We start from the raw sequence: 17,543 nt of genomic DNA, 5'->3' as shown, positions 1-17,543 counted from the left end.
GTTCTATACTACTTATTCTACTGTCTGGATTTGGCATCTTTTCGGAGCAATTATGTAAAATATGTGGAATGGACAAATAGCAGGAAAGTCTTTTCTTTTTGCGATTTTGTGGGAAAATAACCGTAGAGAGGAAAGGAGTACGATCAAATGTCACATCATATAATCGTTGTCGAAGACGATCAAAATATAAGAAATATAGTAGAAGCTTATCTGAAAAAGGAGGGCTATCAAATCAGCGTGGCGGAAACCGCAGAGCTTGCGCTTGAAATTGCGGATAAAGAAACGCCGGATATGTGGATCATGGATATCATGCTTCCAGGAATGGATGGATACGCACTTTGCAACAAAATCCGTCAAACGAGCGAAGTGCCGATCATCATCATCTCGGCGAAGGATGAAGAAATCGATAGAATACTCGGCTTGGAGCTTGGCGGAGATGATTACCTGACCAAACCTTTCAGCCCAAGGGAATTGGTTGCGCGCGTGAAGCGTTTATTTAAGAGATGGAACCCCCAGGCAAACCAGGAACCACAGCCGGCTAAACAAATGGATCTCCAAGCGGGGGACTTGCAGCTGCAATTAGGAGAACGGCGTGTTTACTGGCATGAAGCAGAAGTAGAAGTGACAGCGAAAGAATTCGAAATGTTAGTCATCCTTGTGCAGAATCCGAACCGAGCCTTTTCACGTGATGAATTGCTTACACAAGTGTGGGGAGAAGACTATTTCGGGAGTGATCGTGCTGTGGATGATTTAGTAAAACGACTCCGCAAGAAAATGGACGGCATTCCGATTGAAACGGTTTGGGGCTTTGGATACCGGTTCAGAATGAGCGAAGCATGAGATTGAAAACACAGCTGAACATTGCGTTTACGACTTTGCTTATTATTGTGATGGGATTCACAGCTATTACGCTGTATTCGCAGCTGAAGGGTTTGCTGGTTACCAATGAGACACGGCAATTAGAGGAAAGCGGTCAAATTCTACTCACAGCAATCAGTGGTGTAGATTCAATTCCTGCCGCATCACTGGACAATATGCTTAATAATCTAGATCTCAAAATGTTCCTCTATGATGAAGAAGCAGAGGAAGTCACCTATACCAACCTTGTTCGGTTAGACGCGGAAAGATTTGCTGAAAAATATGATACTGCTCCAACTAAAAAAAATACCATCTGGCAGGAGAATCGAAACAGTTATGTAGTCAAATCCATAGCAACTGGTGAAAATCAGAATATGGTCATCCTGCGTCCGATTCGTGAATTAGAAGAAGTGCAAGAAAGCTTTTTCCAGCGTATTTTCCTTGTATTTCTAATCGGCGTCATGATAGCTATTCTGATCAGCACTTACCTGACACAGCGACTTGTAAAACCTTTGACAGAATTGAAGTACCAGCTGAAAAAAATCCAGCGGCGCGAATTCGATAATATTGAATCTGTAAAAGCAAGTGGTGAAATCAAAGAAGTAGAGCAAAGCGCGATTGAGATGGCTAAGGAATTGAATCGTTATATTACGTCTCAGCGTCAATTCTTCCAAAATGCCAGCCATGAATTGAAAACACCGCTTATGACAATTCAAGGTTATGCAGAGGGAATTAAGGATGGCGTCTTCACAGGCAAGGATCAGGAACATGGCCTTGAGGTCGTTGTTTCCGAGATCAAGCGTTTAAAACAGCTGATCAATGAGATGATCCTTTTAGCTAAGCTCGACAGCGAGGAAGGCATTTATAAAGAAGAGCAAATAGAAATAGAAGAGCTGGTCAATTTGACGATAGACCGTGCCTTGCCGATTGCAAGCGACAAGAATATTCAACTTACCTACAATAAACTGCCTGCAATTGTGATTAATGGGGATAAAGAGAAACTTCTTCGGGCAATGATGAATATAACGTCCAATGCAATCCGCCATGCTGGCAGTCAAGTGCATATCTCTGTTCAGCCAAGCACTATCCGGCAAGTCGAAATCACCATTAATGATGATGGACCGGGCATTTCGGAGGACTTGCTGCCAAATATGTTCCAGCGTTTTGTTAAAGGTGAAGGCGGAGAAACCGGACTTGGCCTTGCGATCTCCCGTGCGATCGTTGAACGGCATAATGGGATCATTCGGGCAGGGGAGTCAGACCTAGGCGGAGCAAGCTTTACGATAATATTATAATGTTAATGTTTGCCTATCCTATTGTGCCGCGCATGAACTGTGGTATAATTAACAGGTTGTAGTCGGATAGGATTACATGAAGAAGAGGAGACATGTATACATGCAATTAAGAGAAGATATTCGCAATATCGCGATTATTGCCCACGTTGACCACGGGAAAACGACTTTGGTTGACCAGTTGCTGAAATATTCTGGTACTTTCCGTGATAATGAGCACGTGGATGAGCGCGCAATGGATTCCAACGACTTGGAAAAAGAGCGCGGAATCACAATCTTAGCGAAAAACACTGCGATTAATTATAACGATACACGTATTAACATATTGGATACACCAGGACACGCCGATTTCGGTGGTGAGGTGGAGCGCGTACTGAAAATGGTAGACGGCGTTTTACTTGTTGTGGATGCTTATGAAGGCGCAATGCCCCAGACTCGTTTCGTATTGAAAAAAGCTTTGGAGCAAAAGCTTACTCCGGTTGTAGTCGTAAACAAAATCGACAAACCGAGTGCACGTCCTGAGCATGTTATCGATGAAGTACTTGATCTATTCATCGAGCTTGGTGCTGATGATGACCAGCTTGAATTCCCAGTTGTCTATGCGTCAGCATTGAACGGTACTTCCGGTGAAGAGCCAGATGGACAAGTGGAATCAATGGATGCCATCTTCAAAACGATCATGGATAACATCCCCGCTCCAATCGATAACTCTGATGAAGGCTTGCAATTCCAGGTTACTATCTTGGATTACAACGACTTCCTTGGCCGTATTGGTGTTGGTCGTATCTTCCGTGGTTCCGTTAAAGTCGGCGATCAGGTTGCCCTGATGAAGAAAGACGGTTCCGTGAAGAACTTCCGTATTACTAAACTATTCGGTTTCATCGGTTTGAAACGAATTGAAATCACAGAAGCAAAAGCTGGTGACATCGTTGCCGTTGCTGGTCTTGAGGACATTAACGTTGGAGAGACTGTCTGCTCAGTAAATGCGCAAGAAGCATTGCCGGTTCCACGTATTGATGAACCAACATTGCAAATGACATTCCTAGTAAACAACAGTCCGTTTGCGGGTAAAGAAGGTAAATACATCACTTCCCGTAAAATCGAAGAACGTTTGCTTAACCAGCTTGAGACAGATGTAAGTCTACGCGTAGACCCAACTGATTCTCCTGATGCTTGGACAGTTTCCGGACGCGGAGAGCTTCACCTTTCCATCTTGATTGAGAACATGCGCCGTGAAGGCTATGAGCTCCAATTGTCCAAACCACAGGTAATCCTTAAGGAAATCGACGGCAAAATGTGTGAACCGGTGGAACGCGTACAAGCAGACGTACCGGAAGAATACACAGGAGCAGTTATGGAATCCTTAGGTTCCCGTAAAGGTGAAATGGTCGACATGATCAACCAAGGCAACGGTCAAGTTCGTCTTGAGTTTCGTGTACCTTCCCGTGGATTGATCGGTTACTCTACAGAGTTCATGTCCCAAACACGCGGATTCGGTATCCTGAACCATACATTTGATGGGTATGAGCCTGTCATTGCTGGACAGGTTGGCGGAAGAGCAAAAGGTGTTCTTGTAGCTCTTGAACAAGGTAAAGCATCTACTTACGGTATCATGAAGCTTGAAGATCGCGGTATCATCTTCGTAGCTCCTGGTACAGATGTATATGCAGGTATGATCGTTGGGGAGCACAGCCGTGATAACGACCTTACAGTTAACATCACTGTGGAAAAACACCTGACTAACGTACGTTCAGCAAACAAAGACCAAACTTCCACAATTCGTAAAACACGCGACTTGTCTCTTGAAGAGGCGATCGAGTACTTGAACGATGATGAGTATTGCGAAGTAACACCGGAATCCATCCGTCTTCGTAAGAAAATCCTTAACAAGAACGAACGTGAAAAAGCAACGAAAAAGAAAAAAGCATAATAAAAAGCCCAGCATAAATTGCTGGGCTTTTTTGCTTATACGTTGTGAAAAAGTCACTTATACCTTAAAATGGGAATAGCTCTATTTGGGCAGAAAGGAAGGATGATATGACCAGACTATGGAGCAGGCTCCGTTTTCTGTTCAATTTCCGCAAATCGATTCCATTTCTGAAAGCTTTCTTCATAGCTAAAGATGTGGCAGCAGCCAAGAAAGTGACAGCCGTTGCATTGATTGTCCTGTACTTTGTCTTCCCTTTTGACTTGATACCTGATTTTCTAATCGGAATTGGTATCGTGGATGACCTAGCAGTAGCAACATTCATCCTGCAGCTCATCATTAAAATGGCACCAGCACATTTGAAAGATAAGTTTAATGCTGACCGAAACGACAATAAGGTTATAAATATATAATAAAGCGCCCAGTAGGGCGCCTTTTTTTATTACAGGGGCCGGCTCGTGTCATAGAAATAGGATGCCTGCTTTACAATCTCTTCGGATCTTTATAACCAAACATCCAAGTAAGCGTGAATGCCACTGCCATAGCAACCAAGTTTATCAGGATATAAAAAGGAAGCTGACTATTCAAATAGAGCAGGGTGCCTGGTATGACAGTGATACTCATTCCTGTTCCAGCTAAATCGAGCAGGGATGCAAGGAAACCTCCAACACCTCCGCCAATCAATCCCATGATAAATGGCTTTATGAATCTTAAATTGATACCAAAGATGGCGGGTTCCGATATACCAAGAAATGCTGAGAAAGAAGATGGCAATGCTAACGCTTTCAATTTAGCATCCTTTGTCTTTAGACCAACTGCAAGACAAGCAGCACCTTGCGCAGCCATACCGCATGTAATGATTGCATTGAAAGGATTCATTCCGCGATTCTCCAATAGCTGAATCTCCAGGAAATTGAAAATGTGATGCACACCTGTGACTACAACGAGCTGATTGAGAGAACCGATCAATAATCCCGCAATCCCGAACGGTAAATCCAATACAGCCAATGTCCCAGTCAAGACAAGATCCTCGAGAGAATGAAAGATTGGACCAATTGCAAACAGTCCTAGTGTGATCATGACAGTCAATGTAAGGAAGGGGGTAAGAATCAAATCAAGTGCTTCCGTTATGCGACGGCGTAATGCTCTCTCTAATTTTGCACCAATCAGTCCAATGAAGAATGCCGGCAGTACAGACCCTTGATAGCCTACAACAGGTATAAAACCAAATAGAGTGATAGCTTCTGCGGATCCATTTGCTACTTCATAGGCATTGGGTAAGGCAGGATTCACAAGCATCAGACCTAATACAATACCTAAAACAGGGCTTCCGCCAAATACTTTAAAAGATGACCAAGCGACTAATGCGGGCAGAAAGGCAAATGCAGTATCAGTCAGAACTTGCGTAAATAAAAGGAAATTTGCGGGTATATCTGCTGGAGCCAAGCCGAATAGGTGGAGAATTTGATCCTGTGTCAGCAGACCGCGCAGCCCCATAAATAAGCCGGTTGCTACGAGGACTGGGATAATCGGTACGAAGACATCCCCGAAAGTCCGGATTGCCCGTTGGAAAGCAGAACCTTCCTTTTTACCAGCTTGCTTTACTTCCTGTACAGATGCACCGTCAATACCAAGTGCCTGAAGCTCATCATAGATTTTGTTTACGGTGCCGGTTCCAAAAATGATTTGATATTGCCCAGAGTTATAAAATGCACCTTTAACCTTATCTATACTTTCGACATTCTCCTTGTCAATCCTCTCTTTATCATGTACAACGATTCGAAGGCGAGTTGCACAATGAGCTATAGAGGAAATGTTCTCTTTTCCTCCAATGGCGTTGATGACTTCCTCAGCAATTTTCCTGTTATCAGTCATTATATATCACCCTTTCAAGAGTAAAATTTATCTATATAGCCACTGCACTGCGTTAAATGTTGCATTTCCTCCTTCGGTAAAGAAGGCAACACCGTTACTATCCTTTGCTGGGAATATCCTGGCGGTCATGACGGCTTCTCCGTCATTGATGAAAATTTCAACCGAGGATTGATCGACAAACAATCTGAGTGTTATTTTTGTTGCATCTAATGCATAACGTCGAATGCTTCCATTGCCATTTTTCATCGCCGCACCTGACCGTGTTCGGTCTAAGACAAGATACTTAGAAACTGCGTCATAATAAAGCAGCGTTTCTTCCGTAACTCCAGTTCGAAATGAAATTCCGGCTTTTGCCGCACCTTCCATACACAGTTCGCAAATCAATTCATAAGAAGATCCATGTATTTCTTCAAGCTGGATTTTAGTATTGTGTACTGTATGTGAAGCAGTGTTTTTATCTTTTCGAAGCAGTTCCACTTCTTTGACAGGTCGCTGCAGCAGTATGCCCTCTTTGATGGTAAGTTCTCTCGGCAGCGTAAGGCAATGTGCCCAGCCGTGCATATCTGTTGGATAATCAGTATCTGGAAGTCCCATCCAGCCAATGAGGATGCGCTTCCCATCTGGTGAAAGGGTAGTTTGCGAAGCGTAAAAATCGAATCCTCTATCCATTTCCATGAAACTGCCATGCTGAAAGTTAGGTACTTCTGGATCGATGGGTTCTCCTATCAAGAAACCCGCCTGATGGATATTTTCAAAACGATTCTCTTCTGCTGGTAATCCTTGTGGACAAAAGAGAAGGACACCTTTTTCTCCTAACTCAAAATAATCAGGGCATTCCCACATATATCCGAAATCAGCAAGGGATGTTTTCAGCTCCCCAATGAATGACCAAGTATGCAAATCATCTGATTTATAAATCAGCACACATCCCGTCTTATTCAGCCGCTGTGCTCCTAAAACAGCATAGTAGCGGTCATCTTCTTTCCACACTTTAGGATCGCGGAAATGGGCAGTGTAGCCTTGAGGAGGAGCATCGATTATTGGGACGTCTTGTTTTGTGATATGCCCCTCTTGATCCATCACTGCAAGACATTGATAGGGATGCCTCACCCAGTCTTTATCCCTTGTATTTCCGGTGTAAAAGAGGTAGAGCTTTTCATCCTCAGCCAAGGCACTGCCCGAGTATGCGCCATGTGAATCATACTGCCCTCCGGGTTCTATGCCAATCCCCATATCCTTCCAATGAACCAAATCTGTCGATGTTACATGATACCAGTACTTCATTCCATGGACGGGACCAAATGGGTGCCACTGGTAAAAGAGATGGTATCGGTCATTGTAATACCCAAATCCATTTGGATCGTTCAATAATCCGGTAGGGGGCTGAATATGATAATGCTGTCTCCAAGGAGAGGCATTAACCTTCTCCGCCAGTTTTTCCAATTCATCAGGGTCAGCCTCCGATAATAAGCGGTATTTATCTGCATTTGTCATGTTATCACCACTTTCATAACGATTTTCGGAACCGGTTCCAAACAAGGTGAAAAAAAACCAAAGAATTAGGTCCATAAGTAATGGAACCGGTTTCTTTGGTAATAGCATATACTGTGTCTTATATTATGTCAACGCTTTCACGTCTTATTAATTGCACAGGGTAGGTGGTGAGGCTCTCGCAGTATTCATCCTCGATAAGCTCTACAATTTTTTCACCTGCTTTTTTGCCAGCGTCTAAGTAATCGTATTTAACCGTAGTCAAACCAGGTGTGACAATCTCTGCTGTATCATAACCTCCAAATCCGGCAATTGAAATATCAACAGGAATTCGAAGGTTAAGTTGATGTGCTGCTTTGATTATACCCAAGGCGATGTTATCGGTTGCTCCGACAATCAAGGTAGCTTCCGTTTTGGAAAGGAAGCTTTGTGCCAGCACCATCGCATCTTGCATCCGGAAGCTTGTTTCCAGATAATCAGCATGGCAGTCATAATGTTCCAGTGCCTCGCGGAAACCGCGTTTCCGTTCGATGCCCACTGCAATATCACTTTCTGTTACGCCGAGGTAAATTATTTGACGATGCCCTTGCTTTACAACAAATTCGCCCATCATCTTTCCTGCTTCATAATCGTCATGTATCAAGCTCGGGAGTAAAGGATGCTGCTGACCTACCAGCAGAATTGGTATACTTGCTTCTTTTATAGCTTGTAAGTGTTCCGTGGTAATTTGTGTAGACATGAGGATGATGCCTGCGACCTTCTGTCTGGCAAAGTTATGGATCGCTTCAATTTCCCGGCTGACCTCTTGATTGGCACTTGCAATCAGTAATTGATAGCCCTGCCTGCGTAAGGATTCATCAATCCCCATCATTGTATGAGAGGCTGCAAAGGAATCCAGACGAGGTACGATGATACCGACCATAGCAGTTTTCTTAGCTTTCAGACTTTGGGCAAATGTATTTGGTACATAATTTTGTTCGTTTATAATACGTTCCAGCCTTTTCTTTGTAGCTGTACTGACAGAGCCGCCATTCAAATAGCGAGATACCGTACTTTTTGAAACTCCAGCCAGATCTGCAATATCCGCTATAGTTTTCATCTCTTTGTTCCTTTCAAAAAGCATTGATTTTCCTCAGTATACTATGAGAATGACGGAGTTGTCATAGAGACTAGATTTCGCGTCTCAATGCCCGCAGTACATCCACATTCGTAGCCTGTTTTGCCGGTCTGGATCCCGATAGGATCGTAACAACCAGACAAATGGTAATGCTAATGGCAGCTAATAGAAACGGAATAGATGAAAGCTGTAATGTGGTTGGTATTTCCTCTTCGAATATCTGCTCCAATATCACTGGAACTCCGGCATTCACAAGGAAGCTGATTAAATAAGCAACAGCTGTACCAATCAGTGCTCCTGCTAGCCCGATGAACGTACTTTCCATAAGAAAAATTTGTTTTATTGTTTTAGGGTTTGCACCAATTGCCTTCATGATGCCGATATCCGGTGCGCGCTCGGTCACTGCCATCGTCATGGTATTGTAAATCCCGATGGAGGCGATCAGTACTGCAATCGTACCTACGATTATGAGTCCGGCTTTCGCAACATTGAACAGGATGTTGATGTTTTTCAGCTCCTCCAAATTCGAATAAGCTAAATAGCCTTTCTCATCCAAGGAGTTCAGGATAGGTTCTACTGCTTCGGCATTGGAAGCATAAACTTCTACTTGGTCGTACAGCGGATATCCCTGCTCTGTATAGCTGTCTGTTACATCTAATGCTTCATCAAGCGTTCTTTTCAGTTCAGGAGTTGTCTTTACGGAATTCGTGTAGATGTATTCGTTTGCCGGTGCTGCTTCAATCCCGACAATTTGGACTTTTTCCGTTGCTGTGCGAGGCTCGCTCCCGTCTTCCGGAAAAGTGGATGCCTCGAGCTCGATTTCTTTGTTGAGGACCTCTTCCTCGTATAGATATTCAGGCTTTATCGTACCATCCTCTGCAAACTTGTCCTTTTCTTCGACGCCATCTTTCCCCAAGAATGCAGCAAAATCACTGCTGATGACAATCTCATTTTCTTTCTCCGGCAACCTCCCGCTGCCAAGTTCGATTCCTGCCTGTTTTTCGCTTTCAAAATCAACAGTTATAGCGGAAGGCATCTCGTTCGTGTAACCATCTAAATGAAAGTTAGTTTCACCAAGACTTTGAATTTGCCGTACAGCATCCACATTCTCGATTTGCTTCAATTCAGTTATATTTTCAGCCGTAAAACCTAGCTGTTCTTCATCATCAGTACCGTAAATATCAATTTTTGTAACAGCCCTGCTTTCCAGCTCGTCTTTGATTAAGGAGTCATGCAGACCAAACCCGACAGACGCTAGTACAATCAGGAAACAGCTCCCCATAGCAGCTGCAAGTATGGTCATGAACACACGAACTCTATTCTTCTTCATATTCTGCTGGACAAAACGCCATTTATCTTTGAATGTCATACCGGCATCACACCTTTCACTTTTTGCATCTGACCGTCCCTGATCTCCAGCTGTCTGTCCGCAATTGCTGCAACTTCATGGTCATGTGTGATGATAAGGAAGGTAATGCCTGCTTGTTTATTCAGCTTTTGAATGAGAGAAAGAAGTTCTGCTTCGGTATCGCTATCCAAGCTTCCAGTCGGTTCATCAGCCAGTATCAGCGGCGGATCAAGTATTAGTGCTCTGGCTATCGCAACGCGCTGCTGCTGCCCACCTGATAGTTCGGATGGATAATGATCCGGAAATGCTTCCAGCTCGACTTGCTGTAGCATATCCGCTACTTTTTGTTTGCGTTTTTGTTTCGGTGTTCCGTTCAAAATGAGTGGCAATTCGATATTTTGAGCTGCGGTCATACTTGGTATCAGCTGGAAGTTTTGAAAAATATAACCGATATGCTGTAAACGGAAGTCTGCTAATCGTCCTTCGTTCCAGCCGGTGATTGGCGTCCCATTAATTTCTACTTGCCCACTTGTTGGCTGGATAAAGCCGCCAATAATATGCAGTAAGGTCGACTTGCCAGAACCGCTTTTACCGACGAGGCTCACAATTTCTCCTTTCTCAACGCGCAAATCAATCCCGTGTAATACGGGTACTATCGTTTCTTTCGCTTTCTTTCCCATCGTATAGTGATGAGATACTTGTTTGATTGTTATCATTGTTTCTCCCCCTGTTATAGCCTGCTATTAATAACGACGGCAGCAAGAAGGAAAAGTATACAAAAAAATCCTGCTGTCTTATCGGACAGCAGGATCCCGGTGTTTATTTATTTCTTCTTTTGGCGGAAACCGCCGGCGATATCCGCGCGTTTGAACTCTTTGCGGAATGTTACTTCACGGGCATCAGATAAACTGACGCCATTCATGCGTACAGGCTGATAGTTGCCGTGTTGCTTAGCCATGCGATCATCTCCTTTTTACAGGTTATCAAAAGTGTGCCCATGGCATTTATAATCTAAACAGGGTTGCATCTTCTAAAAGAACCGCTATAATAAAGGACAATATATTGAGCCGATAAGAAAGAGAGTACTGCAGCTGGAAACTATAGCGAGTCCCGGACGGTGGAAGCGGGACGCGGAAAGCGGCAGGAACCGGACTTTCTTGGCTGCATCCCTGAACGAACGTCAAGTAGGGGCTGCCGGGAAACATCATTCCCGTTATCCAATTGAGCAGGTCCGAACAGGACAATTAGAGTGGCACCGCGGATTAAAACCGTCTCTTCCAAGTGGAAGAGACGGTTTTTTTATATTTGAAGGAGGAAATAATGTGTACAAATCAATTGCAGCAGAATTAGTAGCAAAAGCTTTGAACAAGCCAGCAGAGGAAATGACCCATCAAATCGAAAGACCGAAACAGCTGCAGCATGGAGACTATGCTTTTCCTTGCTTTTCGTTGGCGAAGGAAAAGAGGCAATCACCGCAAAATATTGCGGCAGAACTAGCAACAGGTTTAACACATGAAGTGTTTTCTTCTATCACAGCAGTTGGGGGGTATGTTAATTTCACACTCCATAAAAAGCTTGCCGGCAGCAGCGTGCTGAAGGATATTCTTCAGCAGCGCGCGGCGTACGGAAGTACAACTATCGGACAAGGGCAGACAGTTACTATTGATCTGTCTTCTCCTAATATTGCAAAGCCTTTTTCAATGGGGCATCTGCGCTCGACCGTAATCGGGAACAGCATTAGTCTTTTGCTGGAAAAGCAAGGCTATGACGTTGTAAGGATCAACCATGTAGGTGATTGGGGTACACAATTCGGCAAGCTGATTTGCGCTTATGAAAAATGGGGTGAGGAAGGAAAGGTGCGTGCCAACACGATTCCGGAGCTTCTGAAGCTGTATGTCCGTTTCCATGAAGAAGCAGCGCACAATGAACAGCTGGAACAAGAAGGGAGGGACTGGTTCCGAAAGCTCGAGCAAGGAGATGCGTATGCAAATAAGCTCTGGAGCTGGTTCCGTGACGTATCAATGGAAGAGTTCGATCGTGTTTATAAACTGATGGGCGTACGCTTTGATTCGGACGCAGGAGAAGCTTTCTACAATGACAAGATGGAACGTGTTGTAGAGGAGTTGGAGCAAAAAGAACTGCTTAGTCTGTCGGAAGGTGCCCAGGTAGTACGCCTGGATGAATTTGAACTTCCGCCTAGTCTGATCAAGAAAAAAGATGGCGCTACACTATATGCAACGCGTGATCTTGCGGCAGCTATCTATCGCAAGGAAACATACAAATTCTCCAAAAGTCTGTATGTTGTCGGACATGAACAGAGTTTACATTTTCAGCAGCTGAAACTAGTGCTGGAGAAAATGGGCTATGAATGGGCTGAAGGAATCACCCACATCCCATTCGGCATGGTACTGCAGGATGGCAAAAAAATGTCGACCAGGAAAGGAAAGCTAGTACTGCTGGATAAAGTACTGGAACAGGCAATCCATTTGGCAGATGCTAATATAACTGAAAAAAATCCAGGGTTGGCTAACAAGGAAGAAGTCGCAAGACAAGTCGGCGTTGGTGCTGTCTTATTCCATGACTTGAAGCATGAACGTATCCACGATATAGAGTTCTCGTTGGAAGATATGCTTCGTGTGGAAGGAGAGACAGGGCCATATGTGCAATATACGCATGCTCGAGCTAGTACGTTGCTGGCTAAGGGAGGAGAATTCCAGGACGGTTCGGAAGTCGATGAAGAGACAGCAGTGGCTGCTTGGCCGATTCTATCCCTGCTGCTGCAGTTCCCGGAAGCAATCGCCAATGCCGGAACCAACTACGATCCTTCCAGAATCGCCAAATATGTAATTGATCTTGCCCAAGCGTTCAACAGCTATTATGGAAAAGTGCGTATCCTCGAAAAAGATGAAAAACTCGGTGCACGATTGGCAATTGTCGAAGCTGTTGCATCCGTTTTGGAGGAGGGTCTTCGACTCTTGGGGATTCACGCACCGAGACAAATGTGATTAGCTCCAGATCGAATTGCCGGTAACAGGATCCAGCTTCGGAATTGGGACTTTCGGAATTTGCTGCAGCGCTTGTTTGTATTCGCCTGACTTGCCCGTTTTCGTGTCAAAGGACATTCCATCCGGATAAGCACCAAGTACTTGAAAATCATTAGATTGCTGCATCCGTTTGTGGGCAGTACCGGCAGGCAGCACAATGACATCACCATGGGAGATTTCCAGCTGTTCTCCATCCGGCCCGCCTAGCTGAACAGTTGCATGGCCGCTCAAAACTCCCAGTACTTCATGGACAGTACTGTGATAGTGGTGATACGGAAAAATGCCATTGACCCAGCTGTTTCTCCAGTGATTGGATTTGAAAACCTCCTGCATCGTATCAGTATGTTCGAAAGCATTCTTATAATAAAGAACAGGAAGCTTATTATTTGGATAGATGCCATCGTCGTGAAAATGGAATTTTTGCATGATGTGCCTCCTTTTTCTTTGTTATTTACCCGACTGTTCATCAATTGAATTCCTTTTTATACAAAATGTACTATTTTTCATGCGAGTCTGCGTTTATAATACGGATAAATAACTCACAGACAGGCGGTAACGCATGAAAATAAAAGCATTTTTTGTCGCATTGTCGGGTCTTGTCATTCTTACGTCGTGCAGTGGAGGAGTTCCGAAACAGCAAACAGAAGCGGTTCAGGCAGTGCAGCAAAAAATAGTGGAGCTGGAACCTAAAGAGGTGCCTGATAGTCGGTCAATTTCCGTTACTGCTATCGGGGATGTGCTCCTGCATAGCTCCATTTATCATGATGCAAGTACAAAGACAGGCTATGATTTTGATCCGATGTTTCAAGATGTTAAACCCTATTTAGATAGTACGACGCTCACTGTTGCCAACCAGGAATCCATTATGGGCGGGGAAGCGCTAGGCGTATCCACTTACCCGAACTTCAACAGTCCTGATGAAATTGGCGATACCTTGAAGGATATGGGAGTCGATGTAGTCACGATGGCCAATAAGCATACATTGGATCAAGGAGAAGCTGGCGTGAAGCATGCTACTGCTCAGTACGAGAAGATTGAAATGGCATATACTGGAGCGTATGCGAACAAGGAAGATAGCAAAAAGCTAACGATAGAAAAAACAGCAGAAGGTATTTCGGTCGCGTTTCTTAGCTATACGTATGGGACAAACGGAATTGCGGTACCTGAGGGCAAGGACTATTTAGTCAATCTGATTGATAAGCAAAAGATAAAAGATGATATCGGCCAAGCTAAACAGCAAGCAGATGCTGTTATTGTCAGTTTACATTTCGGTGTTGAATATGAAGATGATTCTAACGAGGATCAAAAAGAACTTGCTCAGTTCGTTGCTGATCAAGGTGCAACAGCAGTTTTAGGCTGTCACCCTCATGTGCTGCAGCCTGTTGAATGGCTGACAGGAAAAGAGGGAAATAAAACGCTCGTCATCTATTCTCTTGGGAACTTCATCGCTGCTCAGGAAGAAATCGATCGGCGTATAGGTGCAGCTTTTCAATTTGATATTGAGAAAGATGGAAAGACGGTAACTGCGAAGTCCCCAAGAATGCTCCTGACATATCTATCCTTTACTGATTGGAAGCATTACCGTATTCAGCCGATGTATCAATTGCCGGAAATGAAAAGTACTTATGAAGCGAAGAAAAAGCATATGGCGAAGCTTGCACCAGATCTTTCCTTCATTGAAAAAGATGCATCAAGCTAAGTGCTTGATTTCCGCCTAGTGTGTACCGTATCTTTAGAAGGAAAAGCAGAAGGGGGAAACAACAATGGAACGCATCAATACAAAAGAAAAGTTCAATGAAGTTATCGTGAGTGAAGAGCCGGTCATCGTTAAGTTCTTCGCAGACTGGTGTCCGGACTGCACACGCATGAATATGTTTATCGATCAGGTGCTTGCGGAATATGGCAATTATAAATGGTATGAGCTTAATAATGATGAAGTACCCGATGTTGCAGCTGAGCAGGACGTAATGGGAATTCCATGTATTCTCCTATTCCAAAACGGTGAGAAGCTGGCGCACTTGCATAGTGCAAATGCGAAATCTCCCGAAGAGGTTATCGCATTCCTCCAACAGCAGCTTGGGTAACTATTTGTAAACCGAAAAGCTTTCCTGTCCAGCAGGGAAGCTTTTTTTATAGGAGTATCTTTTCTTTGACTAAAAATGTTTCCTTTGGTAAACTCGTGCTAATAACAACAAGAAAGAAGCGATCTTTATGGATAAAGAACGAGACAAGGGCTGGCTTAGCAGAGCTGGGGATGCAAGTCTGGAAGAGTCGAACCATAGTGTGGCTATTCCGGAGAATGGGAGCTTCTTCAAAAAGCTATTCGCTTTTATGGGTCCAGGTGTACTTGTGGCAGTTGGTTTCATTGATCCGGGTAACTGGGAGACGTCCATTTCAGCTGGTTCTTCCTTTGGCTATATGCTGCTTGCTGTCGTCCTGCTTTCCAACTTAATTGCCATGCTGATGCAGGGGCTGGCCGCCAAGCTCGGAATCGCAACTGGCCGTGATTTAGCGCAGGCGACAAGGGATGCCTTCCATCCGAAAGTGGTCGTGGTACTGTGGATGCTGACAGAGCTGGCCATTATAGCAACAGATTTGGCTGAGGTTTTGGGTTCTGCCATAGCACTTAATTTGCTATTTCACATACCGATCATGGTGGGCATAATCATTACAGCGCTGGACGTCCTTTTGCTGCTTCTATTGCAGAAAAAAGGATTTCGCTGGATGGAAGCGATCATTACCGTACTGATGATCACCATCGCGGGCTGCTTTCTTTTCGAGTTGATTTTTTCGCATCCTGCTCTTTCGGAAGCATTGAAAGGCTATATCCCTTCGCCGGAAATTGTGACCGACCCATCGGTCTTATTTCTGGCGCTTGGTATTCTCGGTGCAACTGTTATGCCGCATAATCTGTATCTGCATTCCTCTATCGTGCAAACAAGGAATTATCGGGATACAGAAAAGGGCAAGAAGGAAGCAGTGAAATTCGCATATATAGACTCGACCTTCTCACTCGGAGTTGCTTTCTTCGTCAATTCAGCGATTTTAATCCTTGGTGCAGCTGCTTTCCATACTATTGGGCAGCATGTGGAAGGAATTGAGGATGCATACAAGCTGTTAAGTCCTGCTATTGGTGCGGGCGCTGCCAGCTTCCTTTTCGGTTTTGCACTGCTTCTATCTGGTCAGTCTTCGACTATTACAGGTACATTGACCGGACAGATCGTCATGGAAGGATTCATTCAGTTCCGCATAAAACCCTGGGTCAGACGGCTTGTTACAAGAATCATCGCCATCATTCCTGCGCTGATAGTCGTGGGGATTTGCGGCCCTTCCAGCACAGGTGATTTGCTTGTTTGGAGTCAAGTAATTCTTAGCCTGCAGCTATCCTTTGCAGTCATCCCGCTTGTACTGTTTACAAGCAGCAAGAAAAAGATGGGTTCCTTCGTGAACAAGCCTTATATTAAAGTGCTGGCGTGGACAGCCACAGGATTAATAGTCTCGCTGAATGCATTCATGCTCGGATATATGATCGTGACAGGGCATGCCTTATAAAGCCGGTTTCCAGCCGGCTTTTTTTATTTGCCAAAGTTTAACCGATCCAATGCGCAGGGAACATTAATAGGGAAGGAGAGGAGAACGATGCAAACATTCGAACACGCTGTATATCTAGTGAATGGAAATATGGACGATGATCTCATGGAACGGGAACTGGGACAAACATTGCCAAAGCTTGTGGCATCAGTCAAACAGCTAGAGGTCATGCAAACGAACGATCTGGGGGAATTGGTGAAATACAGCAGGGAGGTTGCAGGAGACATTGATCTATTGATCATACACGGTGGTGACGGTACCATCCATCAAGTGATCAATGCTATTGCACCTTTACCGAAGCGTCCGACAGTTGCAATCATTCCGGGAGGTACTTGCAATGATTTCAGCCGCATGTTAGGGTTGCCGCAGAATTTAGGGAAGGCAGCTGCAGCAATCGCTGACGGGAAGACTGCCTCGATAGACATTGGCCAGTATGAGGAATCGTACTTCTTGAATTTCTGGGGAGTGGGGCTGATTGCGGATGCATCGAATAACATCGATGAAGATCAGAAATCCCGCTTAGGCGTACTATCGTATTTTATCAGTACCTTAAGAACGGTCAACCAGGCTGAACCATTTTCATATCAAATGGAAATCGATGGTGAAAATGTAGAGGGAGAAGCAGTTATGATTCTGGTAATGAACGGCCGGTTCATCGGTACAAGAGAGTTTGCAGGGCCAAATATAAGGCCGGATGATGGTAAGCTGCATGTAATATTTGTGAAAAATTCCAATTTGACTAGCTTTAAAGAGCTTCTCCAGATCAAACAAGATAAAACAGTTCTATCTGATCTTACTGAGGTAGGAATTCAGGAAGCTGAAAAAATTCGCTTCTTGTCTCCTGCGGGTAAAGCAATTGATATGGATGGAGAAGTTTATCAGGAAACATCTGGTGAGGTAAAAATCCTGCCTGGACATCTTGAAATGATAATTGGAGAATAGTTTGACAATTCGTTTCATAACCTCTATACTGGAAATACTTACAAGGAAAAGGAGGGGA

At 44.3% G+C, this 17,543-nt stretch carries 16 protein-coding genes; 9 read left to right on the top strand and 7 right to left on the bottom strand.

Annotation, left to right across the window (positions count from 1 at the left end):
- The first annotated feature begins 147 nt into the window (after positions 1–147).
- The 4 genes from ACH6C1_RS13685 to ACH6C1_RS13670 all read left to right on the top strand — a co-directional run bounded on the left by ACH6C1_RS13685 (position 148) and on the right by ACH6C1_RS13670 (position 4,490).
- Complete coding sequence (locus ACH6C1_RS13685) at positions 148–840, top strand: response regulator transcription factor (RefSeq protein ID WP_095224041.1); 693 nt, start codon at positions 148–150, stop codon at positions 838–840.
- Positions 837–2,153, top strand: coding sequence for a sensor histidine kinase (locus ACH6C1_RS13680; protein WP_095224042.1), 1,317 nt, complete (start codon positions 837–839; stop codon positions 2,151–2,153). Before ACH6C1_RS13685 ends, ACH6C1_RS13680 begins: the two co-directional genes overlap by 4 nt.
- Positions 2,154–2,253: 100 nt before the next feature.
- Positions 2,254–4,080, top strand: coding sequence for a translational GTPase TypA (gene typA / locus ACH6C1_RS13675; protein WP_095224043.1), 1,827 nt, complete (start codon positions 2,254–2,256; stop codon positions 4,078–4,080).
- A 107-nt stretch (positions 4,081–4,187) separates the two neighbouring features.
- The gene (locus tag ACH6C1_RS13670) at positions 4,188–4,490 is read left to right on the top strand and encodes a YkvA family protein (RefSeq protein WP_374077902.1); all 303 of its coding nucleotides are present in this window, start codon (positions 4,188–4,190) and stop codon (positions 4,488–4,490) included.
- A gap of 70 nt (positions 4,491–4,560) precedes the next feature.
- On the opposite strand, the gene ACH6C1_RS13665 is transcribed toward ACH6C1_RS13670, so the two are convergent.
- From ACH6C1_RS13665 to ACH6C1_RS13640, 6 genes are all read right to left on the bottom strand, one after another.
- Positions 4,561–5,952 (bottom strand): sucrose-specific PTS transporter subunit IIBC, encoded by a 1,392-nt coding sequence (locus ACH6C1_RS13665; protein WP_095224045.1) that lies wholly within the window; start codon positions 5,950–5,952, stop codon positions 4,561–4,563.
- 27 nt (positions 5,953–5,979) lie between these two features.
- Positions 5,980–7,446, bottom strand: coding sequence for a glycoside hydrolase family 32 protein (locus tag ACH6C1_RS13660; protein ID WP_374077897.1), 1,467 nt, complete (start codon positions 7,444–7,446; stop codon positions 5,980–5,982).
- 118 nt (positions 7,447–7,564) lie between these two features.
- Complete coding sequence (locus tag ACH6C1_RS13655; protein WP_483887692.1) at positions 7,565–8,566, bottom strand: LacI family DNA-binding transcriptional regulator; 1,002 nt, start codon at positions 8,564–8,566, stop codon at positions 7,565–7,567.
- A 46-nt stretch (positions 8,567–8,612) separates the two neighbouring features.
- The gene (locus ACH6C1_RS13650; protein ID WP_374077892.1) at positions 8,613–9,929 is read right to left on the bottom strand and encodes an ABC transporter permease; all 1,317 of its coding nucleotides are present in this window, start codon (positions 9,927–9,929) and stop codon (positions 8,613–8,615) included.
- Positions 9,926–10,624 carry an ABC transporter ATP-binding protein gene (locus ACH6C1_RS13645; RefSeq protein ID WP_374077890.1) on the bottom strand — a complete coding sequence of 233 codons (699 nt, stop codon included), beginning with the start codon at positions 10,622–10,624 and terminating at the stop codon, positions 9,926–9,928. Before ACH6C1_RS13645 ends, ACH6C1_RS13650 begins: the two co-directional genes overlap by 4 nt.
- A gap of 107 nt (positions 10,625–10,731) precedes the next feature.
- Positions 10,732–10,866: a YfhE family protein gene (locus tag ACH6C1_RS13640; protein ID WP_095224049.1), complete on the bottom strand. Its 135-nt coding sequence runs from the start codon at positions 10,864–10,866 to the stop codon at positions 10,732–10,734.
- 364 nt (positions 10,867–11,230) lie between these two features.
- On the opposite strand from ACH6C1_RS13640, the gene argS reads away from it, so the two are divergent.
- Positions 11,231–12,913, top strand: coding sequence for an arginine--tRNA ligase (gene argS, locus ACH6C1_RS13635; RefSeq protein WP_374077888.1), 1,683 nt, complete (start codon positions 11,231–11,233; stop codon positions 12,911–12,913).
- On the opposite strand, the gene ACH6C1_RS13630 is transcribed toward argS, so the two are convergent.
- The gene (locus tag ACH6C1_RS13630; protein WP_374077886.1) at positions 12,914–13,378 is read right to left on the bottom strand and encodes a cupin domain-containing protein; all 465 of its coding nucleotides are present in this window, start codon (positions 13,376–13,378) and stop codon (positions 12,914–12,916) included.
- Positions 13,379–13,511: 133 nt separating this feature from the next.
- On the opposite strand from ACH6C1_RS13630, the gene ACH6C1_RS13625 reads away from it, so the two are divergent.
- From ACH6C1_RS13625 to ACH6C1_RS13610, 4 genes are all read left to right on the top strand, one after another.
- Positions 13,512–14,651, top strand: a complete 1,140-nt coding sequence (locus ACH6C1_RS13625) for a CapA family protein (protein WP_374077884.1) — start codon at positions 13,512–13,514, stop codon at positions 14,649–14,651.
- Between the two features lie 64 nt (positions 14,652–14,715).
- Entirely contained in the window at positions 14,716–15,036 is a 321-nt protein-coding gene (locus ACH6C1_RS13620; RefSeq protein ID WP_374077882.1) for a thioredoxin family protein, read from the top strand.
- Between the two features lie 127 nt (positions 15,037–15,163).
- Positions 15,164–16,504, top strand: a complete 1,341-nt coding sequence (locus ACH6C1_RS13615) for an Nramp family divalent metal transporter (protein WP_374077880.1) — start codon at positions 15,164–15,166, stop codon at positions 16,502–16,504.
- 87 nt (positions 16,505–16,591) lie between these two features.
- Entirely contained in the window at positions 16,592–17,485 is an 894-nt protein-coding gene (locus ACH6C1_RS13610) for a YegS/Rv2252/BmrU family lipid kinase (RefSeq protein WP_374077877.1), read from the top strand.
- Positions 17,486–17,543 lie beyond the last annotated feature (58 nt).

Source organism: Terribacillus sp. JSM ZJ617 (assembly GCF_044383785.1).
In the GTDB taxonomy this organism is placed as follows: domain Bacteria; phylum Bacillota; class Bacilli; order Bacillales; family Amphibacillaceae; genus Terribacillus.
Note: the sequence above shows the minus strand (reverse complement) of the source record. Positions and strands in the feature narration are given on the sequence as shown.